Annotated in this window: 24 protein-coding genes; 12 read left to right on the top strand and 12 right to left on the bottom strand. The window is 64.7% G+C overall.

The window, feature by feature from the left end:
- Positions 1–65 precede the first annotated feature (65 nt).
- The 3 genes from DQW91_RS00965 (at position 66) to DQW91_RS00955 (ending at position 5,051) form a co-directional block, all read left to right on the top strand.
- Positions 66–2,633: a DUF3772 domain-containing protein gene (locus tag DQW91_RS00965; RefSeq protein ID WP_245410855.1), complete on the top strand. Its 2,568-nt coding sequence runs from the start codon at positions 66–68 to the stop codon at positions 2,631–2,633.
- Positions 2,633–3,124, top strand: a complete 492-nt coding sequence (locus DQW91_RS00960) for a CAP domain-containing protein (protein WP_112661718.1) — start codon at positions 2,633–2,635, stop codon at positions 3,122–3,124. Before DQW91_RS00965 ends, DQW91_RS00960 begins: the two co-directional genes overlap by 1 nt.
- A 109-nt stretch (positions 3,125–3,233) precedes the next feature.
- Entirely contained in the window at positions 3,234–5,051 is a 1,818-nt protein-coding gene (locus DQW91_RS00955) for a glucan ABC transporter ATP-binding protein/ permease (protein WP_112661717.1), read from the top strand.
- On the opposite strand, the gene DQW91_RS00950 is transcribed toward DQW91_RS00955, so the two are convergent.
- From DQW91_RS00950 to DQW91_RS00940, 3 genes are read right to left on the bottom strand one after another with little or no spacing between them, the layout of a single operon-like run.
- The gene (locus DQW91_RS00950) at positions 5,017–6,315 is read right to left on the bottom strand and encodes an HlyC/CorC family transporter (RefSeq protein WP_112661716.1); all 1,299 of its coding nucleotides are present in this window, start codon (positions 6,313–6,315) and stop codon (positions 5,017–5,019) included. The genes DQW91_RS00955 and DQW91_RS00950 overlap by 35 nt on opposite strands.
- Positions 6,316–6,320: 5 nt before the next feature.
- Complete coding sequence (aroB, locus tag DQW91_RS00945) at positions 6,321–7,463, bottom strand: 3-dehydroquinate synthase (RefSeq protein WP_112661715.1); 1,143 nt, start codon at positions 7,461–7,463, stop codon at positions 6,321–6,323.
- Positions 7,464–7,465: 2 nt separating this feature from the next.
- Positions 7,466–8,089 (bottom strand): shikimate kinase, encoded by a 624-nt coding sequence (locus DQW91_RS00940; protein ID WP_112661714.1) that lies wholly within the window; start codon positions 8,087–8,089, stop codon positions 7,466–7,468.
- 112 nt (positions 8,090–8,201) lie between these two features.
- Here DQW91_RS00940 and DQW91_RS00935 point away from each other — a divergent pair, with 112 nt between their 5' ends.
- Both DQW91_RS00935 and xerD read left to right on the top strand, forming a co-directional pair.
- Positions 8,202–8,387: a histidine kinase gene (locus DQW91_RS00935; RefSeq protein ID WP_425373352.1), complete on the top strand. Its 186-nt coding sequence runs from the start codon at positions 8,202–8,204 to the stop codon at positions 8,385–8,387.
- Positions 8,384–9,316 (top strand): site-specific tyrosine recombinase XerD, encoded by a 933-nt coding sequence (xerD, locus tag DQW91_RS00930; protein WP_112661713.1) that lies wholly within the window; start codon positions 8,384–8,386, stop codon positions 9,314–9,316. Before DQW91_RS00935 ends, xerD begins: the two co-directional genes overlap by 4 nt.
- Before the next feature lie 116 nt (positions 9,317–9,432).
- Here xerD and metW read toward each other — a convergent pair whose 3' ends face one another.
- Positions 9,433–10,050 (bottom strand): methionine biosynthesis protein MetW, encoded by a 618-nt coding sequence (metW, locus tag DQW91_RS00925; protein ID WP_112661712.1) that lies wholly within the window; start codon positions 10,048–10,050, stop codon positions 9,433–9,435.
- Positions 10,047–11,216, bottom strand: a complete 1,170-nt coding sequence (gene metX / locus DQW91_RS00920) for a homoserine O-acetyltransferase MetX (RefSeq protein WP_112661711.1) — start codon at positions 11,214–11,216, stop codon at positions 10,047–10,049. Before metX ends, metW begins: the two co-directional genes overlap by 4 nt.
- Positions 11,217–11,379: 163 nt before the next feature.
- Here metX and DQW91_RS00915 point away from each other — a divergent pair, with 163 nt between their 5' ends.
- From DQW91_RS00915 to DQW91_RS00905, 3 genes are read left to right on the top strand one after another with little or no spacing between them, the layout of a single operon-like run.
- A complete protein-coding gene (locus DQW91_RS00915) occupies positions 11,380–12,213 on the top strand; it encodes a chorismate mutase (RefSeq protein ID WP_112661710.1) in 834 nt (277 codons plus the stop codon).
- Positions 12,214–12,263: 50 nt separating this feature from the next.
- A complete protein-coding gene (gene hisC, locus DQW91_RS00910) occupies positions 12,264–13,367 on the top strand; it encodes a histidinol-phosphate transaminase (protein ID WP_112661709.1) in 1,104 nt (367 codons plus the stop codon).
- Positions 13,360–14,304 (top strand): prephenate/arogenate dehydrogenase family protein, encoded by a 945-nt coding sequence (locus DQW91_RS00905; protein WP_112661708.1) that lies wholly within the window; start codon positions 13,360–13,362, stop codon positions 14,302–14,304. The genes hisC and DQW91_RS00905 overlap by 8 nt, the downstream gene beginning before the upstream one ends.
- Before the next feature lie 8 nt (positions 14,305–14,312).
- Here the strand turns inward: DQW91_RS00905 and DQW91_RS00900 are convergent, their stop codons facing one another.
- Complete coding sequence (locus DQW91_RS00900; protein WP_157961291.1) at positions 14,313–15,392, bottom strand: DUF2125 domain-containing protein; 1,080 nt, start codon at positions 15,390–15,392, stop codon at positions 14,313–14,315.
- A 160-nt stretch (positions 15,393–15,552) separates the two neighbouring features.
- Here DQW91_RS00900 and DQW91_RS00895 point away from each other — a divergent pair, with 160 nt between their 5' ends.
- Complete coding sequence (locus DQW91_RS00895; RefSeq protein WP_112661706.1) at positions 15,553–16,083, top strand: gamma-glutamylcyclotransferase; 531 nt, start codon at positions 15,553–15,555, stop codon at positions 16,081–16,083.
- Here DQW91_RS00895 and DQW91_RS00890 read toward each other — a convergent pair.
- The 4 genes from DQW91_RS00890 to DQW91_RS00875 form a co-directional block, all read right to left on the bottom strand.
- On the bottom strand, positions 16,080–16,844 hold the full coding sequence (locus tag DQW91_RS00890) for a lysophospholipid acyltransferase family protein (protein ID WP_342633202.1): 765 nt from the start codon (positions 16,842–16,844) through the stop codon (positions 16,080–16,082). The two genes, DQW91_RS00895 and DQW91_RS00890, sit on opposite strands and share 4 nt — an antisense overlap.
- A 204-nt stretch (positions 16,845–17,048) precedes the next feature.
- On the bottom strand, positions 17,049–17,816 hold the full coding sequence (locus tag DQW91_RS00885) for a YdcF family protein (protein ID WP_112661705.1): 768 nt from the start codon (positions 17,814–17,816) through the stop codon (positions 17,049–17,051).
- Positions 17,817–17,878: 62 nt separating this feature from the next.
- Positions 17,879–18,841 carry a cell division protein FtsX gene (locus DQW91_RS00880; RefSeq protein WP_112662383.1) on the bottom strand — a complete coding sequence of 321 codons (963 nt, stop codon included), beginning with the start codon at positions 18,839–18,841 and terminating at the stop codon, positions 17,879–17,881.
- A 5-nt stretch (positions 18,842–18,846) separates the two neighbouring features.
- Positions 18,847–19,470, bottom strand: coding sequence for a cell division ATP-binding protein FtsE (locus DQW91_RS00875; RefSeq protein WP_245410895.1), 624 nt, complete (start codon positions 19,468–19,470; stop codon positions 18,847–18,849).
- 370 nt (positions 19,471–19,840) lie between these two features.
- Between DQW91_RS00875 and hpt the strand changes: the two genes are divergently transcribed.
- A complete protein-coding gene (gene hpt / locus DQW91_RS00870; RefSeq protein WP_112661704.1) occupies positions 19,841–20,407 on the top strand; it encodes a hypoxanthine phosphoribosyltransferase in 567 nt (188 codons plus the stop codon).
- Between the two features lie 3 nt (positions 20,408–20,410).
- Here the strand turns inward: hpt and DQW91_RS00865 are convergent, their stop codons facing one another.
- Entirely contained in the window at positions 20,411–20,914 is a 504-nt protein-coding gene (locus tag DQW91_RS00865; RefSeq protein WP_112661703.1) for a TspO/MBR family protein, read from the bottom strand.
- A 73-nt stretch (positions 20,915–20,987) separates the two neighbouring features.
- On the opposite strand from DQW91_RS00865, the gene DQW91_RS00860 reads away from it, so the two are divergent.
- Together DQW91_RS00860 and DQW91_RS00855 are read left to right on the top strand one after the other, a co-directional pair.
- A complete protein-coding gene (locus DQW91_RS00860) occupies positions 20,988–22,133 on the top strand; it encodes a trans-sulfuration enzyme family protein (RefSeq protein ID WP_112661702.1) in 1,146 nt (381 codons plus the stop codon).
- Positions 22,134–22,487: 354 nt separating this feature from the next.
- On the top strand, positions 22,488–24,434 hold the full coding sequence (locus tag DQW91_RS00855) for a bifunctional 2',3'-cyclic-nucleotide 2'-phosphodiesterase/3'-nucleotidase (RefSeq protein WP_112661701.1): 1,947 nt from the start codon (positions 22,488–22,490) through the stop codon (positions 24,432–24,434).
- Positions 24,435–24,496: 62 nt separating this feature from the next.
- Here DQW91_RS00855 and DQW91_RS00850 read toward each other — a convergent pair whose 3' ends face one another.
- Positions 24,497–25,387, bottom strand: coding sequence for a YihY/virulence factor BrkB family protein (locus tag DQW91_RS00850; protein WP_112661700.1), 891 nt, complete (start codon positions 25,385–25,387; stop codon positions 24,497–24,499).
- Between the last annotated feature and the right edge of the window lie 52 nt (positions 25,388–25,439).

Here is a 25,439-nt window from a genome sequence, read left to right as displayed (position 1 = left end):
CCCATGGTGACGTTTTCGAAAGTGATTCGCGGGCAAATAGCGCGAATCGAGAAGAGGCCGATTGAATGAAAAATCCGAAGCAGTGGCGCGTTTTGGCCATGGCCGTGGCCCTGAGCCTTGGCTTTTCCGGCCTCGTGGAGGCTCAGCCGCAAGCGCCGGCCAAGCCTGCGCCGCAGGCTCCCGTGGCGGCCCCGGCTGCCCCCGCTGCCGCTGTGCCAGCCTCTGCCGCGCCTGCCGTTGCCGCTCCGGCTCCCGAGACACCGGCCATTCCGCTGTCGAACGAGACCAAGGCCGCCCGCGCCAAGCTCGATGGCTTCAAGGCCGATCTCGATCAGAAGGAAGCCAGCCTGCAGGGTCGCCCGCTCTCGAGCACCGAGCTGCAATCCTTGCGCGACACCCTTGAGCCCCTCAGCGCGAAGATCCGCGCGATCATCGACGAGCAAGCCCCGAAGCTCGAAGCGAGCCGTGCGCGCCTCACGCAGCTTGGCCCGAAGCCGAAGGAGGGTCAGCCCGAGGAAAGCGCTGACGTCGCGAAGGACCGCAGCGAGCGCGAAGCTGCCGTTGCCGAACTCGATGAGACCCAGCGCCTCGCACGCGCTCTTCTCGTGCAGGCCGATCAGATCGGAACGCAGGTCGTCGACCGGCGACGCGCCTCCTTCACTCGTGCGTTGTTCGAGCAGGGCAACGGCGTGTTGAGTCCCAGTCTCTGGATGGATGTGCTGCAGGCGATCCCGCGCGAATTGCGTGTGCAGCGTGTCACCGTGACTGACACGCTGGAGCACTTCAAGCGCAACGCGACCTTCGCCACGCTCTTCTTCCTCGGCCTTTCCATTGGCATCGCCGTCGCGCTTTACGGCGCGCGCCGTTCCATCGCGCCGCGTCTTTCAAGGCGCGATCCGGCGATCGAAGATCCGAGCCGCCGCAGCCGCCTCCTCGCCGCCGTGGTCACGCTCGTTCTCGGAGCCGTGCCCGCGGTTGCCGGAAGCTGGATTGTGTGGATCGCGTTCGATTCCGCGGACCTCTTTCCGCCGCGCCTCGAACGGGTCGTCGCGGCGCTCCTTCAAGGCCTTGCCTTCGTCGCCTTCGTCCGCGCCTTGATCGACGCCATTCTCTCGCCGGATCACGCTGCCTGGCGGCTGATCACGGTGAGCAACGTCGCGGCGACGCGGATCATGCGGTTCGGCGTGTTGCTTGCCTCCGTTATTGTGACGGGCAAGGTTCTCGAAGCCTTCAACCAGGCTATCGCGGCGGTGCTGCCGATCACGGTTCTTACGCGTTCCCTCTTCGCGCTGGCTGCAGCGTTGGTTCTCGCGGAGCTGCTGCGCCGGTTCGCGACGCGAGATGCGAGCGACGAGAATTGCCTCGGCCCTTATGTGGCGAACGAGGTGGATGTCAGCGGGCCGTTGCGCACCTTCGGCTGGGCTGTCGATGTCGCCGTCATCTTCAGCGTCATCTCAGGGTATGTGGCGCTCGCTTCCTTCCTCGTCGATCAGGTGATGTGGATTTCCATCCTCGTCGCGCTGCTCATTCTCGGCATCATGCTGGCGGATGAATTCATCGGCGGCTCGCTGACCAGCGACAGCAGGTTCACGACGACGTTGCAGGCCAACACGGGCCTTCGCCGCCGCTCCATCGAGCAGATCGGCGTTCTCGCGACCGGAGCGGCGCGTCTTGCCCTTATCCTGCTCGCGCTGCTGCTGGCGCTAGCGCCGTGGGGCATCGAATCGACGGATGTTCTCGGCTCCGTACGCGCCGCCTTCTTCGGCTTCAGTGTCGGCGACATGACGATTTCGATCTCCTCGATGCTGATCGCCGCGCTTCTGTTCGGCGTCGGTTTCACCGTGACGCGGCTGATCCAGCGTTGGCTCGACAACACCTTCCTTCCGGCGACGGATCTCGATTCTGGCCTGCGAAACTCCATCCGCACGGCGGCGGGTTATGTCGGCATCATCGTCTCAGGCGTCGTCTGCTTCACCTATCTGGGGCTCAGCCTGGAGCGTTTGACGCTCGTTGCCGGTGCGCTGTCGGTCGGTATCGGTTTCGGCCTGCAATCCATCGTCAACAACTTCATCTCCGGCCTGATCCTTCTGTGGGAACGTCCGATCCGCGTCGGCGATCTCGTGGTCGTCGGCGATGGCGAGGGCTATGTGCGGCGCATCAACGTGCGCTCGACTGAAATCCAGACCGGCGACCGCTCGACGCTCATCGTGCCGAACTCCAACCTCATTTCCGGCGTCGTGCGCAACCGTGTGCGCAACGACCGCATGGGGCGCGTTCTCGTGTCTGTGCCTGTGCCGCGCGCGACGGACCCCGATCTCGTGGCCGACATCATGCGCAAGGCCGCACTCGCCCACCGCGAGGTGATGAGCGAGCCCGCCCCGCGCGTGCTGTTCAAGAAAGTGACGGAAAACACCATCGACTTCGACCTCGTCTGCTTTGTCGATGAAATCGACACCGCCGGCCGGGTGGCGAGCGACCTTTATTTCGAAATCTTCCGTGCGCTACGCAAGGCAGGAGCTGAGGTTGCAGCCCCATCGCCCGCCGCTATTGCGGAGGAAGAGGAACCCGAAAAGAAGAGCGAGCCCGCGCCGAGCGAGGATCCGCTTTCCATGCTCAAGGACAACGCCCCGTGATGACCCGCCTTTCCATCCCCGTCATCGTCGCGCTTCTGCTTTCCGCCTGCGCGGCCCCACGCCCTGCAAATCAGGTCCCGAGCTTCTACCGCTCGATGGCGAGCGCGAATGCCGTCATCGATTCGGCAACCGCTGCGGACATGTTCAGTTCGTACCGCCGCAACAAGAGGCTTGGCGCTCTCACCGTCGATCCGGAATTGACCGCCATCGCGGAAGCGGAGGCCGATGCGATGGCCGGCAGCGACAAACCCGCTTCCGCCGATGCAGTGAAGGCGCGCCTTGCGGCAGCCGGTTTCATCGCGCCCGCCGCCAATCTCTCGGCGGGGTATCATACCCTCGCGGAGGCGTTCTCCGGATGGCGTGAGAGCGCGCAGCATGACCGCGTTCTGCTCGATCCGCGCGCGACCCGCATGGGCATCGCCACGGCCTACACGCCGAACTCGAAATACAAGGTCTACTGGGTTCTCGTGGTCGCATCCGGCAAGCGCTGAGGTCGCAAAGGCTTGCCGGGTCTCTTCGGGAGCTTAGCTCTGTAGTACAATGCGCGCGAAGGCCGCATTGTGGCTTGGCCGTGGAATGCTGATGGGTAGGTGATCCCGCATGTGGCTGATCCGTCTTTATGTGCGCGTCCTCGGCCAACTCGGTTCGGATCTGAAAATCGGAGCCGTTCTCGCCCTCGCCAACGTGGCGCTGGCAATCTCCGCCTTCGCCGAGCCGATCCTGTTCGGGCGCATCATCGACGTTCTGACGCAGGCGCAGAGCACGGGTGGGCGACCCGTGACCTTCGGCGTTTTGACGCCGCTCATCGTCGCCTGGGTCGGTTTTGCCTTCTTCGCCATCGCGGCGGGCGTGCTCGTCGCGCTCTACGCCGACCGCCTGTCTCATCGCCGCAGGCTCGCGGTGATGGCGGATTATTTCGAGCATGTGCTCGAACTGCCGCTCGCTTTCCACACGTCCACCCATTCGGGACGCGTGTTGAAGGTCATGCTCGACGGTTCGAGCGGCATGGCGTGGCTCTGGCTCGGCTTCTTTCGCGAGCATTGCGCGGCGCTGGTGGCGCTCGTGGTGCTCATGCCGCTGACGGTGTTCCTGAACTGGCGTCTTGGCCTTCTTCTTCTGGCGCTCGTCGTGGTCTTCGCCGTTCTCACAACGATCGTGTTGCGCAAGACCGAGAGCCTTCAGGGGCGGGTGGAGCGCTTTCATTCGACGCTTGCCGAACGCGCCTCCGACGCCCTCGGCAACGTGCCGGTGATCCAGTCCTTCACGCGCATCGAGGCGGAATCGCGGGCACTTGGCCATATCATCGAGCAACTGCTGAAAGCGCAGAACCCGGTCCTCTCCTGGTGGGCCATCGCCTCCGTCGCCTCGCGGGCCTCCGCGACGATCACCATCACCGCGATCTTCATCGTCGGTACGGGGCTGCATCTTGCCGGGCTCGCCACCATCGGCGAGATCGTGATGTTCATGAGCATCGCCAACATGCTCATCGGGCGGCTCGAGCAGGCAGTGAACTTCGTCAATCAGCTCTTCATGCAGGCGCCGAAGATGCGCGAGTTCTTCGAGATTCTCGACACCGCGCCCGCTGTCCAGAACCGGCCCGCCGCGAAGACCATCGACCGCTTCAAGGGCGAGGTCGCCTTCGATAATGTGAGCTTTTCCTACGACGGCAAACGCTCGGCGGTGCTGGACGTTTCGTTCCACGTCGCTCCCGGCGAGACCGTGGCGCTTGTCGGCGCAACGGGCTCCGGAAAATCGACGACCCTTGGCCTTCTCCACCGCGCTTTCGATCCGCAATCGGGCGCGATCCGCATCGACGGCGAGGACATCCGCGACATTACGCTCGCCTCGCTGCGGCGGAACATCGGCGTGGTGTTTCAGGAGCCGATGCTGTTCGCCCGCTCCATCCGGGAGAACCTGCAGGTCGGCCAGCCCAACGCGACGGATGAGGACATGATCGCCGCGCTGGAGCGTGCGCAGGCGAGCGAGTTCATTTCCCGCCAGAGCGAAGGGCTTCGCACCATCATCGGCGAGCGTGGCCGTTCGCTTTCAGGCGGTGAGCGCCAGCGCCTGTCCATCGCGCGGGCGCTTTTGAAGAACCCGCCGATCCTCATTCTCGATGAGGCGACGAGCGCCCTCGATGCCGCCACCGAACAGAAGCTGCAACGGGCGCTCGAAGAGGTGATGAAGGGCCGCACCACCTTCGTCATCGCGCACCGCCTGGCGACGATCCGCAATGCGGATCGCATCCTCGTTTTCGATCACGGCCGTGTGGTGGAAAGCGGCACGTTCGACGAGCTTGTCGCGAAAGGCGGGCGTTTTGCGGAACTTGCCAAGGCGCAGTTCATGGCGACGGCCCCGAAGCCCGCGCCCGTCGTCGCGTCGATCACGCCTGCTTCCGCGCAAGCAAAACCGGCGTGATCTTGAGCGCGGTGATGCGGTTGCGGGATTTGCGCAGAACCTGAAAGCGGAAGCCGTGGAATGTGAAGGCCTGGCCCGTGTCGGGAATGGTCTGTGCTTCATGGATCACGAGGCCGGCGATGGTTGTCGCTTCCTCGTCCGGCAATCCCCAGTCCATCACGCGGTTGAGGTCGCGGATCGGCACGGAGCCGTCCACGTTCACCGAGCCGTTGGGCTGCGGGCGCACGCCCTGGACGGAAAGATCGTGCTCGTCCTTGATGTCGCCGACGATCTCTTCGAGGATGTCCTCGAGCGTCACCAGCCCCATCACCTCGCCGTATTCGTCGACGACGAGAGCGAAGTGGGTTTTCTTGGAGAGGAACGCCTTGAGCTGATCGCGCAAGGAAGAGGTGTCGGGCACGAACCAGGTTTCGAGCGCGATGTCTTCCACGTTGAGCTTGCTCGCATCGCCACCGACGGCATCGAGGGCGCGCAAGAGATCCTTGGCGTGCAGAACGCCGATGATGTTCTCCTGACTGCCGCGCCAGAGCGGAATGCGCGTATAGGGCGAGGCGAGAACCTCGCGCACGATCTCTTCGGATGAAAGATCGGCGTCGATGGTGCGCATCTTCGTGCGGTGAACCATCACGTCGGAGACGGAAAGCTCTTCGAGATCGAGAAGGCCGCCGAGCATGTCGCGCTCAATTTTCGCGACGCCGCCCTCCCGGTGCAGCAGATTGACCTGTCCGCGCAGCTCGTCCGCGGCCGAGAGAATCGAAACATTCTCACCGATGCGGATGCCGAAGGGCAGTAGCATCAGGCGCACCAGCTTTTCCGTGGCGTGTGTCAGTGGGCCGAACAGGGCGACTGTCCAGGCGACGGGGCGAGCGATCAGGAGCGAAACGCGTTCCGGCGCGCTGATCGCGAGCGTCTTCGGCATCACTTCGGCGAAGACGATGACGAGGACCGACATGACCACCGTGGCATAGACCACGCCCTCCTTGCCGAACACGCCGACAAGGACGCTCGTCGTGAACGAGGATGCGCCGATGGCGACGATGTTGTAGCCGATCAGCATGGCGCCGATGAACCGTTCGCGCTGGTTCAGGAGGCGGTTGACGATGCGCGCGCGGGTGTCTCCCGCATCCTGAAGACCGAGCATCCGGGCCCGTGAGGATGCCGTGAACGCCGTCTCAGCCGCCGCGAAGAAGGCGGAAAGGATCAACGAGAGAGCGACGATGCCGCTCGCAAGCCAGAGAGAGATGGAAATATGGTCCTCGGACATGGACTCTACCGGGATTGAAGTTGCTCCGCCAGGAAGGCGCGAACCTTCTCAGCCTCCACGCCTTTGGCGATGAAGCTCTGGCCGATGCCCTTTGCCAGGATGAAGGTGAGAGCGCCGCCGCTCACCTTCTTGTCCTGCGACATGGCGTCGAGAAGTTCGTCCGGCGTTCCACATCCGCCGGGCACCTGATCGAGGCGGGTCGGAAGGCCGACCTCCTTGAGATGCGCCTCGACCCGCTCGGCATCGGCCACGGGCGCAAGGCCCAGCGCGGCGGAGAAACGGAAGGCGAGCACCATGCCGATGGCAACGCCCTCGCCGTGTACGAGGCGCTTGGAGTCGTAGGCCGTGATGCGCTCCAACGCGTGGCCGAAGGTGTGGCCGAGGTTGAGAAGCGCGCGGTCGCCGTCCTCGCGCTCGTCGCGGACGACGACAGCCGCCTTCGCGCGGCAGCTTTGCGCCACCGCCTCATCACGCTCCGGCCCGCCCGCGAACACGCCGCGCCAGTTCTTCTCGCACCAGGCGAAGAAGGCGGCATCGTTGATGAGGCCGTATTTCACCACTTCCGCGTAGCCCGCGCGCATCTCGCGCAAGGAGAGACTGTCGAGAAGGGCGGTATCCGCCAGAACGAGGCTCGGCTGATGGAATGCGCCGACGAGATTTTTGCCGTGGGGCGAATTGATGCCGGTCTTGCCGCCGACGGAGGAATCCACTTGTGAAAGCAGGGTCGTCGGCATCTGCACGAAGCGCACACCGCGTCGCACGATGGCCGCCGCGAAACCGGTGAGATCGCCGATCACGCCGCCGCCGAGCGCAATCACGAGATCGCCACGCTCGATCCTGGCTGCGAGAATGGCGTCGCAGACCTCTTCCAGCCGCGCATAGGACTTCGTTGCTTCGCCTGGCGGCAGGGTGACGATGGAGGCGGTCAGACCGTTCTGGCGCAGCGCTCCGGCGAGCGGCTCCGCATAAAGCGGGCCGACATTGGCGTCCGTGACGATGACCGCCGCGCGTGCCTTCAACGCGGCGATGCGCGCTCCGGCCTCGGCGAGAAGCCCGCGTCCGACGAAGATGTCGTAGGCCCTGTCGTCGAGGGGCACCGGAACGGTGGTGAAGGCTGCCGCCGCCTGTCGCGCCGCTGCGCCGCTCATGGTCAGGTTCTCCCTTGCGCCTTGAACCAGGCGGTCAAGGCGTCGATGATGTCGAGGACGACCCGGTCGTGCGGCGCTTCATGGGAATCCACCGTCAGGTCCGCCGTGGCGTAGACCGGATGGCGCTCATCCATGAGCTTTCTCATGGTGCCTTCCGGATCGGGGTTTTGCAGAAGGGGCCTGTTGCCACGCTTGCGCACCCGTTTCATTAAAACGTCGAGGTCGGCCCGAAGCCAGACCGAGATGCCCGATTCCTCGATCCGTGCGCGGGTCTCCGCATTCATGAAGGCGCCGCCGCCGGTGGCCAGCACCATCGGGCCCTGCTGCAGAAGCCTGCCGATCACCCGCCGCTCGCCGTCGCGGAAATGCCCCTCGCCGTGAATGGTGAAGATGTCCGGAATGGTCATGCCCGCCGCGGTTTCGATTTCATGGTCGGCATCACGGAAGGGCAAGCCGAGCTTCTGCGCCAGCCGGCGCCCGACCGTGCTCTTTCCGGCGCCCATCAGGCCGACGAGCACGATGGAGCGCGCGCCGAGAAGGTGGCTGACCGGGTGGCCGCCCTCGGGTGTCTCCACATCCTGCCCGCCGCCCTCGTCCTGGGGGTTGAAGCGGCTGAAATTGTTCATGCCTTGTCCTAGCACGGGAGGGCGGCCCCTGTCACAGCCTTCCCGCAGGCTCCCGCAGTCAAGGTAAAGGCGGGGAGGGCGGGGCTATTCAGGCGGGCTTGCCTCGAACGGCGTGTCATGGTGTATCGGCGGCAAGCTTTTCGAGGATCCCGTGCCGACCCTGTTCCGGTTTCTCGTCGTCATCGCCATTCTCGCCGGCCTTGGGCTCGCGGCGGTTTTCGTGCTGGCGACATTCGTTCAACCGGATATCCGCGAGATCACGGTTCCGATCCCCGCCAACCGTCTGCCGTCCAAATGAGCGGCGCGCGCCACGCCAGCCTCTTTCTCGACATGCTCGCCGCCGAACGCGGAGCGTCGAAGAACACGCTCGACGCCTATCGGCGCGACCTTGACGATTATCTGGAATACTTACGCGAGCAGAAGGCCGAGCCTGCGACCACCCTTGCCGCCACGGTGCGCGGCTTCATGGCGAGCCTTGAGGAGCGCGGCTTGAAGGCCTCATCCGCAGCCCGTCGCCTTTCGGCGGTGCGCCAGTTTCACAAGTTTCTCTATGTGGAAGGCTACGCGCCGGAGGACCCGACGGCCGCCGTCTCCGCGCCGAAGCGCGGGCGAGCCCTGCCCAAGGTGCTCTCGGTCGAGGAGGTGGATCGCCTCCTGCATGTCGCGCAGGAGGGCGCGGACAACGCCAAGGCCAGCTCCGCCGAGCGTCTTCGCTCTGCGCGCATGGCGTGCCTTTTGGAACTGCTATACGCGACGGGTCTTCGCGTCTCCGAACTCATCTCGCTCCCGCGCAGCGCGGCAAAGACCCGCGACCGCTTTCTCGTGGTGCGCGGCAAGGGCGCGAAGGAGCGCCTCGTGCCGCTGACCGACGCGGCGCGGGAGGCGGCGCAAGCCTATCTCGCGTTGCTGGAGGAGAAGGGGAAGGTGAGCGGCACCTGGCTTTTTCCCGCCGACAGTGAGAGCGGTTATCTGACACGGCAGGCTTTCGCCCGCGATCTCAAAGCCACCGCGGCCGCAGCGGGATTGCGCGGCGACAAGGTGAGCCCGCACGTCCTGCGCCATGCTTTCGCGAGCCATCTCTTGCAGAACGGCGCGGACTTGCGCGTCGTGCAGGAATTGCTCGGCCATTCCGATATTTCGACGACGCAGATCTACACCCACGTTCTCGACGAGCGCCTGAAAAGCATGGTGCGCGATCTGCATCCGCTGGCGGCGAAGGAGGGGTAGGTGAGAGAGGCCCGTCATCCCGGGGCCGCGTAGCGGAGCCCGGGATCGTCAGCAGTCGATGCCGCCATTCTCGTCACGCGATCCCGGATCGCCTTTGGTGTCCGGGATGACGCCAATCAGCTCCGCTTCAGCAGAAACACGCCCTGTGCGCCGAAGAGGTTCCACACCCACCAGGGCAGGGCGACGCGGATCGGGTGGCCGCCGGCGTCGAGGGCGACGGCCTTTTCCATCTGCGCGCCGACTTCGTCGCACAAAGCCACGAAGTCGCGAATGGTGCAGAAGTGGATGTTCGGTGTGTCGTACCAGGAGAACGGCATGTTCTCCGTCACCGGCATACGTCCGCGAAAGGCGAGGTCGAGGCGCACGCGCCAATGGCCGAAATTCGGGAACGAGACGATGGCCCGCCGCCCGATGCGCAACAGGTGCTCCAGCACCACCTTCGGCTGGCGTGTCGCCTGGATGGTCTGTGACAGGATGACGTAGTCGAAAGCGTCGTCTGGATAATCCGCAAGGTCCGTGTCGGCATCGCCCTGAATGACAGCGAGCCCCTTGGCGAGGCATTCGCTAACGCCCTCGCGGGAGAGTTCGATGCCGCGCCCGTCCACGTCGCGGCGCTCGCGCAGGAGTTCGAGGAGCGAACCGTCGCCCGAGCCGATATCGAGAACGCGCGAACCCCTCGCCACCATGTCGGCGACGAGGAGGAAGTCGAGGCGTGTCGTGGTCTGCTCCGTCATGCGAGCCCCCGCACGCGCGCCGCCGCGTCGATGAAGCCGCGGGCGGCGGAAAACATTTCCGGCTCGTCGAGCAGGAAGGCGTCGTGCCCCTTGTCGCTCTCGATCTCCACGAAGCCGACGGAGGCCGCCGCCGCATTCAGCGCATGCACGATGGCGCGGGAATCGGAAGTCGGGAACAGCCAGTCGGACGTGAAGGAGATCACGCAGAACCGTGTCGCCTTGCCGCGAAACGCATTGGCGAGCGAACCGCCATGCTCTGCGGCGAGGTCGAAGTAATCCATCGCCCGCGTCACATAGAGATACGAATTGGCGTCGAAGCGTTCGACGAAGGAGAGACCCTGATAGCGCAGGTAGCTCTCGATCTGGAAATCCGCATCGAAGGAGAAGGTCGGCGCGCTGCGGTCCTGGAAGTTGCGCCCGAACTTCCGGTGCAGGGCCATCTCGGACAGGTAGGTGATATGCGCGCCCATGCGCGCCACCGCGAGGCCCTTCGTGGGGCGCGTGTCCTCGGCAAGGTAGCGACCGCCGCGCCAATCGGGATCGGCCATGATCGCCTGACGGCCGACCTCGTGAAAGGCGATGTTCTGCGCCGAATGGCGCGCGGCGGTGGCAATCGGCAACGCTGCGAAAACCCGCTCCGGGTAGCTTGCGGCCCATTGCAGCACCTGCATGCCGCCCATCGAGCCGCCGACCACGCAGAACAGGCTCTCGATGCCGAGCCGGTCGATGAGCGCGGCCTGCGCCCGCACCATGTCGTGGATCGTCACCACCGGGAAATCGAGGGCATAGGGCTCGCCCGTCGCCGGGTTGATGGAGGCGGGCCCCGTGGTGCCCATGCAGCCGCCGATCACGTTGGCGCAGATCACGAAGAACCGGTCCGTATCGACCGGGCGGCCCGGTCCGACCATCGTCGACCACCAGCCGGGCTTGCCCGTCACGGGGCTGACATTGGCCACATGCTGGTCGCCGGTGAGCGCATGGCAGACGAGGACGGCGTTGCTCTTGTCCGCGTTGAGAGTGCCATAGGTCTGATAGGCGATCTGCCAGGGCGCGATGGCGACACCCGCATCCATCATCAAGGGCTCGTCCGCCCCGAAACGCGCCACAAGGCTCGACGGATCGTCGACCTGGCTGCGGGGTTCGGCGGGAACGGTTGGATGGGCCATGAATACCGAAAGAATACCGAAATCGTTCGTCCTTCCGAACACCGGTAATTCGCGGCGGGGCGGGCGTCAACGAGAATGGGCGCAATCCTGCCGCCCGCACACTCCCCCTTGGCAGGGAGGCGCGAGGCTGCGAAAGAAGGGCGGCCTTTTCAGGATCATGCTTATGACCGCTCAACAGCCCGCCCCCTCTCTCGTTGAACTGCGCCAGGAGATCGACCGGATCGACGAGACGATGCACCGGCTTCTGATGGAGCGGGGCACCATCATCGATCGCCTCATCAAGGTGAAGAAGACCTCCGAATCCGGCTCCGCCTTCCGGCCCGGGCGCGAGGCCTCGATGATGCGCGCGCTCGCCGAGCGTCATGAGGGGCTTCTGCCCCTCGATACGGTGGAGAGCATCTGGCGCGTCATCATCGCCACCTTCACCTATGTCCAGGCGCCCTACACGGTGCATGCGGACATTTCCGGGGGCGATGCGCCGATGCGCGATTCAGCCCGTTTCCATTTCGGCTTCACGGTTCCTTATGTGAGCCACCCGAGCGCGGGGGCGGTGATCGAGGCGGTGGCCGGCGGGCGCGGGGATCTCGGCATCTTCCGTATCGATCAGGGCGCCTCGAGCGGGGCCTGGTGGCGGACGCTCGCAGTAGAGGAGCGGCCCAAGATCATCGCCCGTCTGCCCTTCATCGAGCGCCCGGACCATCCCGCCGGAACGCCGGTCTTCGTCATCTCCAAGCCGCTGGCCGATGCCGCCGTCCGCGACGTTGTGCTCTATGCCGCCCAGTTCGAGCGATGGCATAAGGGCGTGAATGCCGTCCTGGCCGAGCTTGGCGGTGAGGTCGTCGCCAGCGCCGCCGACGCGGAGGGGCTCTCGGCCCTCATTGCCATGCATGGCCGTGTGGCGCAGGGCGATCTTCATGGTGCGCTCACCAAGAGCGGTGCCAGCCTCACCGACCTCACCGAAGTCGGAAGCCACGCGGAACGTTTCCACGTGAAATAGAGAAAAACCTGCGCTAGAGCCTTTCCCGTCGAATTCTTTCAGGAAGACCCATGTCCGTTCGTCCCCAGCCGCGTCCCGGCGTGATGCAGATCGAAGCCTATGTGCCCGGCAAGAGCGCCGCCACCGGCGTCGTGAAGATTCACAAGCTCTCCTCCAACGAGACGCCGCTCGGCCCTTCGCCGAAGGCTATCGAGGCGGTGAAGGCGGCGAACCATTTCGAGCTTTATCCGGACGGGTCGGTCGCCAGGCTGCGCGAGGCGATTGCCGGGAAGTTCGGGCTCGATCCCAACCGCATCCTGTGCGGCGCGGGCTCGGATGAACTTCTCTCGCTCATCACCAACGCCTATGTGGGCCAGGGCGATGAAGGCATTTTCTCGGAACACGGCTTTCTCGTCTACCGCATCGCGATCCTTGCCGCCGGCGGCACGCCGGTCGTGGCGAAGGAGAAGGACTACAAGACCGATGTGGATGCGATCCTTGCGGCGGTGACGCCGAAGACCAAGATCGTTTTCCTCGCCAATCCGAACAACCCGACGGGCACCTACGTTCCCTTCGACGAGGTGAAGCGCCTGCAGGCCGCATTACCGCCGCATGTGCTGCTCGTGCTCGATGCGGCCTATGCGGAATATGTCCGCAAGAACGATTACGAATCCGGCCTCGAACTCGTCGCTACCAGCGAGAACGTGGTGATGACGCGCACCTTCTCGAAGGTCTACGGCCTCGCCAACCTGCGGCTCGGCTGGATGGTGGCGCCGGCGCATGTGATCGATGCGGTCAACCGCATCCGTGGGCCGTTCAACATCAACGGCCCCGCGATGGCCGCCGGCATCGCCGCGATTCAGGATGACGCGCATCTCGCCAAGGCGCTTGCGCATAATGATCAGTGGCTCGCGTGGCTGACGAAGGAGATCGAGGCGCTTGGGCTTAAAGTGACGCCGAGCGTCGGTAACTTCCTTTTGATCCACTTCCCGAAGGAAGCGGGCCGCACCTCCAAGGATGCCGATGCGTTCCTGACGAGTCGTGGCCTGATCCTGCGCCGCATCGACGCCTACGGCCTGCCCGACGCGCTGCGCCTGACCGTCGGCGACGAGGAGGCGAACCGCCTCGTGGTCTCGGCTTTGCGCGAATTCATGAGCGGTAAGCCCCATGCCTGAGCGTCTCGGTCCGCCGCTGAAAGAACCGCTGTTCGAGCGCGTCGCCATTATCGGCCTCGGGCTCATCGGCTCCTCGATCATTCGCGCCGCGCGCCAGCTCAATCTTGCGCGTGACCTCGTGGCCGTTGACGCCAATGAGGCCGTGCTGGCGCGGGTGCGCGAACTGAAGATCGCCGACGAGGTGACGGCGGATGCCGCCGTCGGCGTCAGAGACGCGGATCTCGTCATCCTGTGCGTTCCTGTCGGCGCGTGCGGCGTGGTGGCGAGGGCCATGCGCGGCGGGCTGAAAGCGGGGGCCATCGTCTCGGATGTCGGCTCGGTGAAAGCCTCGGTGATGGCGCAGGTCGAGCCGCATCTGCCCGACGGCGTGCATTTCGTGCCAGCGCACCCGGTCGCAGGCACGGAGCATTCCGGCCCCGATGCTGGCTTCTCGACGCTCTTTCACAATCGCTGGTGCATTCTCACGCCGCGTGAGGAAACGGACGAAGCCGCCACCGGGCGCGTGCGCGCCTTCTGGGAGGCGATGGGCTCGAATGTCGAGGTGATGAGCGCGCAGCATCACGACTTGGTGCTGGCGATCACGAGCCATGTGCCGCATCTCATCGCCTACAACATCGTCGGCACGGCGGCGGATCTCGAGACGGTGACGCAATCCGAAGTCATCAAGTTTTCGGCGGGCGGCTTCCGCGACTTCACGCGCATCGCCGCGTCGGACCCGACCATGTGGCGCGATGTCTTCCTGCACAACAAGGAAGCGGTGCTCGAAATGCTCGGGCGCCTCAACGAGGACATCGCGCTTCTTGCCCGCGCGATCCGCTGGGGAGAGGGCGACAAGTTGTTCGACCTCTTCACCCGCACCCGCGCCATCCGTCGCGGCATCATTTCGGAAGGGCAGGACGCGGCGGAGCCGGATTTCGGCCGCCGTCGTCAGGGGTAAGGCTAAGGTTAGTAGAGCGGCATCAGCCTTACGCCCGGAACCACGAACGGCCCCATCGCCAATTTGCCGTTGTCGATCCGCAAGGGCGGCATTGGCACGAGCTTCGGCTGGCCGTTCGCCGACCGCTGGCCCTGGCCGAGCAGCGCGCCGATGAGCGCCCCCGCCGCCTTGTTGCCCGTGGCGTTGCCGAGAAGCCCCTCAAGCCCTGCCGCCGCGATCTCGAACTGTCCCGCCGGGCGGTGCAATTCGTCGAGCCAGAGCGCGCCCTTGCCCTCGAGCTTGCGGTTGCCCTTGGTGAGGGAGAGCATTAGCACGTCCACCTTGCCGTCCGCCGCGCGCCAGCGTTCCAGCTCTTCGACCGCCGGGCGGCCGCGAAAGCCCTGCGCCTTCGTTGCCGTCACATCGAGCTGGAGGTCGGTCGGCTCACCGCCGCCGATCAGGTTGTCGAGGGCCGGGATTTTGGCCTGACGGCTGCTGATGGCGACATCATAGGCGCCCTCGGCGGCGCGTGAGGGGTTGGGCCGTAAGTGCGCCTCGAAATGAGCGCTCGACGTGCCGATCTCTGTGGGCGCAAGGCCGGTAACGGTAAAATTCGGAGCCTCCGCGACGAGCGAGGCGCGCTGCAGGCCATCGGGCGCGGCGTGAACGCTGGTCTGCATCAGGTCCCAGGTGCCTTTCACCGTCACGACGCCATCTGTCAGGGTGAGCGGGCCTTCGATCTCGGTGATGACGAGGCGCGGCTGATAGACTTGGGCGACCGATTCGACGCGCCCGAGGGAGGCGCTGACATTCCCCTGCTTCAGGGACAGGGTCTCGCAGACGACTTCGACCCGAAACGGGAAACCGGCAACCGTGCGGTTGGGGCAGGCCCATTGCCGTCCGCCCTTAGCTTCGGCGGCGACCCAGGCATCGAGACGCTCGACGGTGCGACCCTTGATGACGAACCACGCGGCGCTCCAGGCGATGGCGACAAGCGCCAGAAGGGTCACGGGGGCATAGAGCCAGAAGCGGCTGCCTCGGGTGACCTCGAAGGTTTCGGTCTCGTCCAAGCCTGCTCCCTCGTTCAAGCCCGCCTTGTCCATCGTCATGTCTCCATTGTCTGGCGTCTTGGTAGCTGCTAGCGCATGATTGCGGAAAGAAAAATTCGGCCTTTCCGAAAAGATCATGTGAAGTCAGAGCTTTAGAAGCCGATCGGGTTCGGTCTCTAGCGCCCGAAACGGGCAAGGTTCGGGCGGGACGTTGGCAAAGATGGTGGACGAGAACGGCGATTTATGGGTTTTCGGCTACGGCTCGCTGATGTGGCGACCGGGGTTTCCCTTTGCGGAGCGCCGTCACGCGCATCTTCATGGCTATCACCGCTCGCTGTGCGTCCTCTCCCATGTCCATCGCGGCACGCCGGAGAAGCCGGGGCTGGTGCTCGGGCTCGACCGGGGCGGGCGCTGCCATGGGGTCGCCTTTCGGGTCGTGGCCGGGGAGGCTGAGGCGACGGTGGATTACCTTCGCGAGCGCGAGCAGGTCACCTCGGTCTATCTCGAGCGGGAACTGCCGGTGCGGCTGGATGATGGGCGAAACGTCACCGCGCTCGCCTACATCGTGGACCGCAACCACCCGCAATATACCCGCCGCCCGACGCTGGAGGATGTGCTGCCTCTCGTGCAGCAGGGCCACGGTGTCTCGGGCCCGAACGCGGAATATGTGCGCTCGACCCACGAACACCTCGTCGCGATGGGGGTGACCGATCCGCTGCTGGAGCGCCTTATCCGCGCGCTGGCCGATTAAACCTGCGAGAGACCGGCTTCCGCCGTGGCATCGGTGATGCCGAGGTCGCGGCGGCCTTCCGCCAGCAGGCGGTTGGAGGCGGTCTCGATCCGCTCTTGCACCAGATTGAAGAAGTCGTTGCGCGACAGGCCGTGCGCGATGGGGTCCATGATCTCCACGATCACGGTTCCCGGGCGGCGGATGAACTTGCGGCGTGGCCAGTAGAGGCCCGAGTTCAGGGCCACCGGCAGGCAGGGTGCGCCCAGGCTGTGGTAGAGATGCGCGACGCCGTACTTGTAGGCGGGCTCCGCCCCCGCGGGTCGGCGCGTGCCTTCCGGGAAGATCAGGATCTGGTGGCCTTGCGCAATCGATTTCTTGGCGCGGGCGGTCATCTGGTGGAGGGCGGCGGAACCGCCCTTGCGGTTCACCGGCACGCAGCCTGCCTTCCACAGGTACCAGCCGAAAACCGGAATCCACATCAATTCGCGCTTGAGAATGAAGATCGGCGCGTCGAAGAGGGTGAGGAGCGCGAAGGTTTCCCAGAGGGACTGATGCTTGGCCGCGACGATGAGCCCCCCATGCGGGATCTTCTCCGTGCCGCGATAGTCTACCCGCGTTCCAACGATGACCTTGAACAGCCATAGGCTGGTGCGCGCCCAGCCCTGCGGTCCGCGAATGAAGATACGGCGCGGCACGAAGAACGTCGGGATCAGCAACACCATCCACAGGACCGTGTTGGCATAGAACGCGACGTTGAAGATGAGCGAGCGAAGGAACAGCATGGACATCATCGGAAAAAGGGCGGGGCGAACCCGTGAAGGCCGCTTGTTCTAGAGCATGATCCGGGAAAGTGGAAACCGGTTTTCCGGAATGGTCATGCGGCAAAGGCAAAGCATGATCCGGGAAAGTGGAAACCGGTTTCCCGGAACGATCATGAGGCAAAGGCAAAGCATGATCCGGGACAATGGAAACCGGTTTCCCACGCCCTATCGTTCCGCCGGATCGGCGATCATCATCGGCGCGCCGCCGCTCATGATCTTGGCGGCGGCGGAGGTTTCGGGGTCCTGCTCGAAGCGCGTGCGAACCCAGACGGCGACGAACTTCACGTATTCGGAAAACAGCACGCGCACGGCGCCAAGACTGCGCCACCAGTCGTGCGGGTCGATGGAGGCCGCGACCGAATAGGGAATTTTCTGGATCTTCGGAAAGGCGTGATCGAGCTCCACCAGCGCGCGCGGCATGTGGTAGTTCGAGGTGACGACGATCAGCGAGGAGAACCGGTTGCGCTCGGTCCAGCGGCGGATTTCGATGGCGTTGCCGATGGTGTTGCGGGCGCGGTAATCGAGGTCCACGCAGCAATCGAACAGATGGCGCTGGCCGGGGTTGAGGCGGGAGATCTGCTCGCGGCTGGTTTTTTCGTTCACGCCCGAGATCAGCAGGCGGTCGGCATAGCCCTTGGCGAGAAGGTCGATGGCATCATCAATCCGCTGCGATCCGCCGGTCAGGGCCACGATCCCGTTCGCCCGGGTCTGGGGCGGAGCCTCGAAACGGTCGAGGGAATAGACGAAGCCGATGAAGCCGAAGAACCCGCAGACGATGGCGGCCAAGCTGAGGCAAAAACCGGCGAAGAAGCAGCGCAGAAGCCAGGATTTCCGGGTCGGGGTGTGCTCGGCATGAGCGCTCCACCCCCAGCCGAAAGCCTCCGTGGCTTCCAGGGCGCTCGTGTTTGCCGTTCTCTGCGCGCGAAAAATCATCTTGAGTGACGATAATGCAGAATGAGGCAAGGCGGAGGCGATCCTATTAAACCGCCTGAATATTAACCAGCTTCGTTAAGAAAGCGTCTCACTGTCAACCGCGATATCGCCGCCGTGATGAAGGCGACGATCAGGGCGATGAGAATGACGGTGGCGTAACCCCTCCAGCCGATGCTGAAGGAGCCGAAGAGCGCCTCCAACTGGTCCCCGGCGGGGCTTGCGCGCCAGGATCGCGTGAGCATGCCGAGGATGATCGTCACAATGAGCGCCGCGCCAGCGCCCATCGCGCTGCCGCGCAGGCCGAGGCGGAAGAAGCGGCGCTGGAATTCCCTGGCGATGTAATCGTCGTTGGCGCCCACGAAGTGCAGAACGTCCACCACCTCCCGGTTTCCGGCCATCGCGCCGCGGGTGGCGAAGGTCACCGCAAGGCTTGCCGCGACGAGGACGAGGATGACGAGGACAAGGCCCACCACGATCACGGTGTTGGCCATTGTCGAGAGCCTCGTCAGCCACAGGGCGTGGTCGTCGAGGCTCGCCGTCGGCACCTTTTCCCGCAACGCCTGCCGCAGGCCGGAAAAATCGGGCTGGGTGCCTTCTTGCAGCTTGATGACGATCAGGCGGGGAACGGGAAGGTCGCTGAAATCGAGGCCTGTGCCGAGCCACGGCTCCAGCAGGCGCTCGGATTCCGCCTTGGAGAAGGTCTGCACCTCCTCCACGCCCGGCGCGCGCCTCGCAAGACTGACGGCCTGCTCGATATCCGCCTCGATGGAGCGCTGCGCCTGCGGGCGGACCTGAATGGTGATCTCGCGGGAGACCGCCGATTGCCATTGCGCGGAACTCGCCGCCACCAGTTCGGCCCCTCCCGCACAAAGGGCGGCGAGGAAGGTGAGGATGGCGATGACGGCGGCAAGCGCCCGCCCGCCTGCCGATTCGACGGGGACCAGCGGCGCGTTCCGCCGCAGGGACGCCGGCAACGGGCGCTCGGCGGGAGGCTGACGCGGATTCGGGGAGGAAGGTTCGCTCATGCCGGTCACGCGTCGATATGCAGGTGGCCGTCCCCGAGGACGAGGCGGCGCACGTTGAGCTGGTCCATCAGCGAAAAGTCGTGCGTCGCGATGACGACCGAGGTGCCGAGGCGGTTGAGCTCGATGAAAAGGCGCAGCAGGCGGCGGGCGAGGGAGGGGTCCACGTTGCCGGTCGGCTCGTCCGCAAGAAGAAGATCGGGCCGCACGATCAGCGCCCGGGCAATCGCCGCGCGCTGCTTCTCACCGCCCGAGAGAACCGGCGGCAGGACATGCATGCGGTCACCGAGGCCGACCCAGCGCAGGAGCTCCACCACTTCGGCCCGGTAGCTCGCCTCCTCCTTGCCCTGGACGCGAAGCGGCAGGGCGACGTTCTCATAGGTCGTGAGATGGTCGAGGAGACGAAAATCCTGAAACACCACGCCCATGCGGCGGCGCAGGGCCGTGAGGCCGTCCTTCGAGATCTTCGAGACATCCTGCCCAAACAGCGAGACGAGACCCCGCGTCGGGCGGACGGACAGGAGAATCAGCCGCAGCAGCGTCGTTTTGCCCGCCCCCGAAGGGCCGGTGAGAAACTGGAAGGAGCGGGGCTCGATGGAGAACGTGAGGTCGCGGAGCACTTCGGGGCCCATGCCATAACGTACGCCGACATTCTCGAAATGCACGGCGGGGGCAAGGCCCTGATCGAATTCGTTTTCGTATAACGCTTTCACGCGCTGCAAAGCCAACCTTGTGACAACAAAAAATCCACGAAAGGGCCAAGGAAGCCGCAAGGCATGTCCCCCGTCCCTCTCACCTACCCTTGCGGGAGAGATGAAGCAAACCGGCCCCGGAGGGCCCAAAATCCCCGAATCGACCTTAGACAATATCGGGCGGGGGATGAACACCCTGGTGGATAGTTCGCGCGGAGTCGTTTGACTTCGCCGTTGCGCCGTGGTCGTGAGTATTTATCTCAAATATCGATCAAGGGGCGAGTGCCCCGCTTTCTGCCACGGACCAGCCATGACCAATCCTCCCCGCATCCGGGTGTTGTTCGACGAAACCGCCATTGCTCGCCGCAACGACGAGCTGGCGCAGGAGGTCGCGAAGCAGAAGCCGGAGAATCTTCTGGTCGTCGCTGTGCTGAAGGGCAGCTTCATGTTCGCGGCGGACCTGATTCGCGCGCTGCACAAGGTGGGTCTCGAGCCGCAGGTCGAGTTCGTCCACCTGTCGAGCTATCGCGAGGGCACGGTGTCCTCCGGCCAGGTCGCCATCCTGCGCGATGTGGAGAGCGACGTGCGCGGGCGCGACGTCCTGCTTGTCGACGACATTCTCGAATCCGGCCGCACGGTGGCCTTCGCCAAGGATCTTCTGATGGCCCGCGGCGCGAAGCGCGTTCTGACGGCGGTCCTTCTGGAAAAGCCGCACAAGCGCGCGGTCACCATCGATGCCGAGTTCGTCGGGTTCACCTGCCCGGACGTGTTCGTGGTCGGCTACGGCATGGACGTCGCCCATTCCTACCGCCAGCTTCCCTATGTGGGCGTCCTCGACCACATGGATTCGGAACCGCACCTCTTCGACAAGCAGTGACGCTCAATTGAGCTCCCAGATGGCGAGGTTGAGCGCGCTCGCGAAGATGACCCAGGCGAGATAAGGCACCAGAAAAAGCGCCGCGAGCGGATCGAGCGGCTTGAAGCGGTAGATCGTGATGACGATCGCCGCGATCAGCGCCACGATCACGATCAGCCCCGCAAGCGGGCTGTGGCCGGCAAAGAACGCCCAGGACCACAGGGCGTTGAGAGCAAGCTGCACGAAGAAGGTCGCAATTGCCCCTGCGCGGCCGGGCTCCGAGCGCGGCAGCGAGAGAATGCGCCAGAGCGAGAAGGCCATCAGTGCATAAAGAATCGTCCATGCCGGGCCGAACACCCAGTTCGGTGGGGTGAATGGCGGCTTTGCAAGGCTCGCATACCATGTCGGGATGTTCGGGATCGTCGCCAGATTTCCGAGGAACGCCACGATCACGACCGGCAGAACGGCCAGAATGAACCGCTGCAACAGCGGTGTGGGCGTGTCGGCAAGTGAATGGCCTGTAGGCATTGTAGCGCAAATCCCCTTTAATGGACGAGCTTCCCGCTTATCCGAAAACCCGCCCCATCCCTGGAGGTTCCCGATGTCCCAACCAAGCTGGTCGAAACGCTCTCTGGCGGCGCAGGCGTTGGGGCATGTGGACCCGATCACGAAGGCGCTGGTGCCGCCGATCCATGTGGCGACCACCTACATTCGTGACGAGGATAATGCCTATTCGTCGGGTTACGTCTATGGCCGCCCCGACAACGCGACGATCCGCGAGGCGGAGGGCGTGCTCGCGATGTTGGAGGAGGCCGAGGCCGGGGCGCTGCTCTTTTCCTCCGGCATGGCCGCCGCGACGGCGGTGTTTCAGGCGCTCGATCCCGGCGACCATGTCGTTGTCTCGAAAGTGATGTATTGGGCGCTCCGCAACTGGCTGATGACGGAAGCCACGCGCTGGGGGCTTAAGGTCGATTTCGCCGAAACCGACGATCTCGATGCCTTGCGGAAGGCCGTCGTTCCCGGCCGCACGAAACTCGTGTGGATCGAGACGCCCTCGAACCCGCTCTGGACGATCACCGACATCGCCGCCGCCGCCGCAATCACCCACGAGGCCGGGGCGCGGCTCGCGGTGGATTCCACCACCGCATCGCCCTACCACACGCGGCCCCTGACGCTCGGTGCGGATATCGTGATGCACGCCGCGACCAAGATCCTCAACGGCCATTCGGACGTGGTCGCCGGCGCGCTCGCCGCCGCGAAGGCGGATGAGTTCTGGACGCGGATCACCGGCGTCCGGAAGATGCAAGGTGCAATCCTCGGGCCCTTCGAGGCCTATCTGCTCATGCGCGGTCTGCGGACCTTTCATCTTCGCGCCGCAGCACAAGCGAGGAGTGCGCAGGCCCTCGCGGAGCGCTTCGCCGCGCATCCCAAGGTGGCGCGGGTGCTCTATCCGGGCCTGCCGCAGCATCCGGGCCACGACGTTGCGGCGAAGCAGATGGAGAACGGCTTCGGCTACATGATGTCGATCCAGGTCACGGGCGGGGAGGCCGCGGCGATCAGGGCGGCGGCCCACGTCAAACTCTGGAAGCGGGCGACCTCCCTCGGCGGCGTTGAAAGTCTCATCGAGCACCGCGCCTCCATTGAAGGCCCCGGCACGCCATGCCCGCCGGACCTCTTGCGCCTGTCCACAGGAATCGAGGATCCGGAAGACCTGTTCCGGGATCTCGACGAGGCGTTGCGGGCGTGATCCGGAACGCGGATTGCCAGGCAGAACGTGGGGTGTCTCCCGCGTTCTCTGGACCCTCCTTCGAGACGCGGCTGCGCCGCTCCTCAGGATGAGGTTGAGCGGACAGAAACGCGGGATGAAGCGGGCCGCCATGCCCACGCAGCCTCATCCTGAGGAGGACCGTCAGGTCTGTCTCGAAGAGCGAGGCGTCTCCAGCGGGCGTCGGGGCTAAGACGCCTCCCCCTACTCAGGCGAGGAGCGCGATCTGGCGGATATGGGGAGAAACCCTTCTTCTTAGCCGCCTATTATTGATCTCGTCACAAAAGTCGTGTTCCCTCGGCAATGGCGAACGCTGTTTCATCAGGGAACTAAAAAATGTCAGGGACTTCACTTACCCGCCGTCGCGCGCTCCAGACCGGCGCGGCCGCTGCGGCCATCGCGGGGCTGCCGAAATTCGCCTTCGCGGCGGATCCGGTCGTCAAGCTCCGCGTGCTCGAGACCACGGACATCCACGCGAACATCTTTCCTTACGACTACTACCGCGACGCGGGTGACGACACGGTGGGCCTTGCGCGCACCGCGAACCTCGTGAAGGCGGCGCGGGGTGAGGCGAAGAACAACCTGCTTTTCGACAACGGAGACTTGATCCAGGGTTCGCCGCTTGGCGATTTCATCGCCTATCGGCGCGGCATGAAGCCGGGTGACGTTCACCCGATGGTCGCCGCCATGAACACGCTCAATTACGATTGCGGTACCCTCGGCAATCACGAATTCAACTACGGCCTCGACTTCCTGCAGAATGCGATGGGCGCGGCGAAGTTTCCGCTGGTCTGCGCCAACGTCGTCAAGGCCGACGGCAAGAACCTGCGCCAGCCCTGGCTCATCCTCGACCGCGAATTCGCGGACGAGAGCGGCGCAAAGCACAAGATCAAGGTCGGCGTGATCGGCTTCACACCGCCGCAGATCGTGCAGTGGGACAAGGCCAATCTCGACGGCAAGGCGACGACGGTCGATATCGTCGATTCCGCCAACAAGCATGTGCCCGAGCTGAAGAAGGCGGGTGCCGACATCGTCGTCGCGCTCTGCCATTCCGGCATCGCGGGCGGCGAGCGCAAGGGCGGTGAAGAAAACGCCGCTCTCCACCTCGCCAAGGTCGAGGGCATCGATGTCATCCTCACCGGGCACCAGCATTTCGTGTTCCCCGGCGGCAAGGAATTCTCCAACATTCCGGGTGTCGACGTGCAGAAGGGCACGCTGCACGGCAAGCCCGCCGTCATGGCCGGCTTCTGGGGCAGCCATCTCGGCATCGTCGATCTCGAACTCGTCAAGGAAGGCAACGCCTGGAAGGTCGCGAACTTCAAGACCGAGGCGCGCCCGATCTATGATCGCGTCGACCGCAAGGTCGTGGCGAAGGCGGAATCGGAAGCGCTCGTGCTTGCCGCCGCGCAGGCGGATCACGATGCGACGCTGAAATATGTGCGCGAGCCGGTGGGCCAGACCTCCGTTCCGATCCACTCCTACTTCTCGCTCGTCGCGGACGATGCGTCGGTGAAGATCGTCGCGGAAGCACAGGCCTGGTACGTGGCCGATCTTCTCAAGAGCACGCCCTACAAGGATCTTCCGCTTCTCTCGGCGGCGGCGCCCTTCAAGGCGGGCGGGCGCGGTGGCCCGAACTACTTCACCGAGATCAAGCCCGGTCCGCTGGCCATCAAGGATATGGCCGACATCTACATCTATCCGAACACGGTGCGTGCGGTGAAGGTGACCGGCGCGCAGGTGCGCGAATGGCTGGAGCGTTCGGCAGGCGTGTTCAATCAGATCGATCCGGCGAAGGGCGGCGAACAGGATCTCATCAATTCGAAGTTCCCCGCTTATAACTTCGATGTCATCGCGGGCGTGCAGTACAAGATCGATCCGACGCAGGCCTCGCGCTACGACGATAACGGCAAGGTCATCGCGCCCGATGCTCACCGCATCAAGGAACTGACCTATAACGGCAAGCCCGTGACGGACGATCAGGTCTTCATCGTCGCGACGAACAACTATCGCGCGGGCGGCGGCGGCAACTTCCCCGGCGCGGATGGCAAGACCATCGTGTTCGAAGCGCCTGACCTGACGCGCGATGCGATCATGCGCTTCATCATCGAACGCAAGACCGTCGCGCCGAAGGCGGATGGCTCGTGGTCGCTCGCCGTTCCCGCGGGTGTCACCGCAACCTTCACCACCGGCCCGAACGCCGCCGCTTACCAACCGGCGGGCATCAAGGTGGAGAAGATGGGCGATGCGCCGGAAGGCTTCGTGAAGTATCGCATCGTGAGCTGAGCGATTTAAGCATTGCGAACGTGGAACGGCCGGGCATCGTCCCGGCCGTTTTCGTTTGTCGCTCAGCTTTCCTTCGGGCTGTCGTCGAAGACGACGGTCTCGTCTTCCTTGCGCCAGCGGCGGCGTTTGACGATGGAGATCGCGCCGTTCAACTCGCCGCCATAGAGAAAGATCGCGCCGAGCGTGTAGAGAAAGATCAGCGCCACCATCGCGGTCGCAAGGCCGCCATAGGTCGAGGCGTAGGAGCCGGGATAAAATTCGAGATACCAGCCGAAGCCGATGCCGCCGAGAAGCCACAAGACGAGCGTGACGCCGACACCCGGCAGGATCGAGAGAAACGAACGCCGCCCTGCGGGGACGAGCTTGTGCGCGCCGATGAGGCCGATGACGATGACCAGCGTCGCAACGCCCAGCCGTAGAAGATCGGCAACATCGCCAAAGGCCCGCAAAGCGGGAAGGGCGCGCACGGCGAACCGCCAGATGAGAGGGCCGAGCACCACAAGAAAAGCCAGAGCCAGCATGACGAGCGCGCCGCCGATCACGAAGGCGATGGATTCGAGGCGCGTGAGCCACCAGGCCCGCGTTTCGCGCACCCCATAGGCGCGGTTGAGACCGACGCGCAGGCTCTCGACGCCACTCGATGAGAAATAGAGCGCAAGCGCGAGGCCGAGAGTCAGCACGTCGCTGCGCCGCCCGGTGAGAATGCGGTGGACTTCGCGGGCGAGGGGCTCGGCCACCTCGCGCGGCCAGGCCTCCAGCATGAGATCAGCCGCTTCGTCGGCAAGCGGGCCGGTGCCGAGAAGACTCGCAAGAGCGGTGAGCAGGATGAGGAAGGGGAACAGCGAAGTCAGGACCGAAAGAGCGATATGACTCGCGATCGCCCAGGCATCGTGCACCAGGAAGCGGTTGAAGGCGATGCCGAGGATTTCGAAATAGAGGCGTAGACGGGTCAAACAACATCTCTCCAGGTGCTGGAGATGGCGCGGCAAGCGGGTGAGACAAGTC

The sequence above is a fragment of the Microvirga flavescens genome, assembly GCF_003290125.1.
Taxonomy (GTDB): Bacteria; Pseudomonadota; Alphaproteobacteria; order Rhizobiales; family Beijerinckiaceae; genus Microvirga; species Microvirga flavescens.
This window is presented reverse-complemented; position numbering and strand designations above follow the sequence as displayed.

Coding starts and splice junctions, on each gene's coding strand:
- xerD (WP_112661713.1), top strand. CDS start 8,384: ATGAGCGGCGCGCGCCACGCCAGCCTCTTTCTCGACATGCTCGCCGCC.
- DQW91_RS00960 (WP_112661718.1), top strand. CDS start 2,633: ATGACCCGCCTTTCCATCCCCGTCATCGTCGCGCTTCTGCTTTCCGCC.
- DQW91_RS00880 (WP_112662383.1), bottom strand. CDS start 18,841: ATGAGCGAACCTTCCTCCCCGAATCCGCGTCAGCCTCCCGCCGAGCGC.
- DQW91_RS00875 (WP_245410895.1), bottom strand. CDS start 19,470: ATGGGCCCCGAAGTGCTCCGCGACCTCACGTTCTCCATCGAGCCCCGC.
- aroB (WP_112661715.1), bottom strand. CDS start 7,463: ATGAGCGGCGCAGCGGCGCGACAGGCGGCGGCAGCCTTCACCACCGTT.
- DQW91_RS00940 (WP_112661714.1), bottom strand. CDS start 8,089: ATGAACAATTTCAGCCGCTTCAACCCCCAGGACGAGGGCGGCGGGCAG.
- hisC (WP_112661709.1), top strand. CDS start 12,264: ATGTCCGTTCGTCCCCAGCCGCGTCCCGGCGTGATGCAGATCGAAGCC.
- DQW91_RS00865 (WP_112661703.1), bottom strand. CDS start 20,914: ATGCCTACAGGCCATTCACTTGCCGACACGCCCACACCGCTGTTGCAG.
- hpt (WP_112661704.1), top strand. CDS start 19,841: ATGACCAATCCTCCCCGCATCCGGGTGTTGTTCGACGAAACCGCCATT.
- DQW91_RS00950 (WP_112661716.1), bottom strand. CDS start 6,315: ATGTCCGAGGACCATATTTCCATCTCTCTCTGGCTTGCGAGCGGCATC.
- DQW91_RS00900 (WP_157961291.1), bottom strand. CDS start 15,392: ATGACGATGGACAAGGCGGGCTTGAACGAGGGAGCAGGCTTGGACGAG.
- DQW91_RS00860 (WP_112661702.1), top strand. CDS start 20,988: ATGTCCCAACCAAGCTGGTCGAAACGCTCTCTGGCGGCGCAGGCGTTG.
- DQW91_RS00885 (WP_112661705.1), bottom strand. CDS start 17,816: ATGATTTTTCGCGCGCAGAGAACGGCAAACACGAGCGCCCTGGAAGCC.
- DQW91_RS00965 (WP_245410855.1), top strand. CDS start 66: ATGAAAAATCCGAAGCAGTGGCGCGTTTTGGCCATGGCCGTGGCCCTG.
- metW (WP_112661712.1), bottom strand. CDS start 10,050: ATGACGGAGCAGACCACGACACGCCTCGACTTCCTCCTCGTCGCCGAC.
- DQW91_RS00915 (WP_112661710.1), top strand. CDS start 11,380: ATGACCGCTCAACAGCCCGCCCCCTCTCTCGTTGAACTGCGCCAGGAG.
- DQW91_RS00890 (WP_342633202.1), bottom strand. CDS start 16,844: ATGCTGTTCCTTCGCTCGCTCATCTTCAACGTCGCGTTCTATGCCAAC.
- DQW91_RS00955 (WP_112661717.1), top strand. CDS start 3,234: ATGTGGCTGATCCGTCTTTATGTGCGCGTCCTCGGCCAACTCGGTTCG.
- DQW91_RS00855 (WP_112661701.1), top strand. CDS start 22,488: ATGTCAGGGACTTCACTTACCCGCCGTCGCGCGCTCCAGACCGGCGCG.
- DQW91_RS00905 (WP_112661708.1), top strand. CDS start 13,360: ATGCCTGAGCGTCTCGGTCCGCCGCTGAAAGAACCGCTGTTCGAGCGC.
- DQW91_RS00895 (WP_112661706.1), top strand. CDS start 15,553: ATGGTGGACGAGAACGGCGATTTATGGGTTTTCGGCTACGGCTCGCTG.
- metX (WP_112661711.1), bottom strand. CDS start 11,216: ATGGCCCATCCAACCGTTCCCGCCGAACCCCGCAGCCAGGTCGACGAT.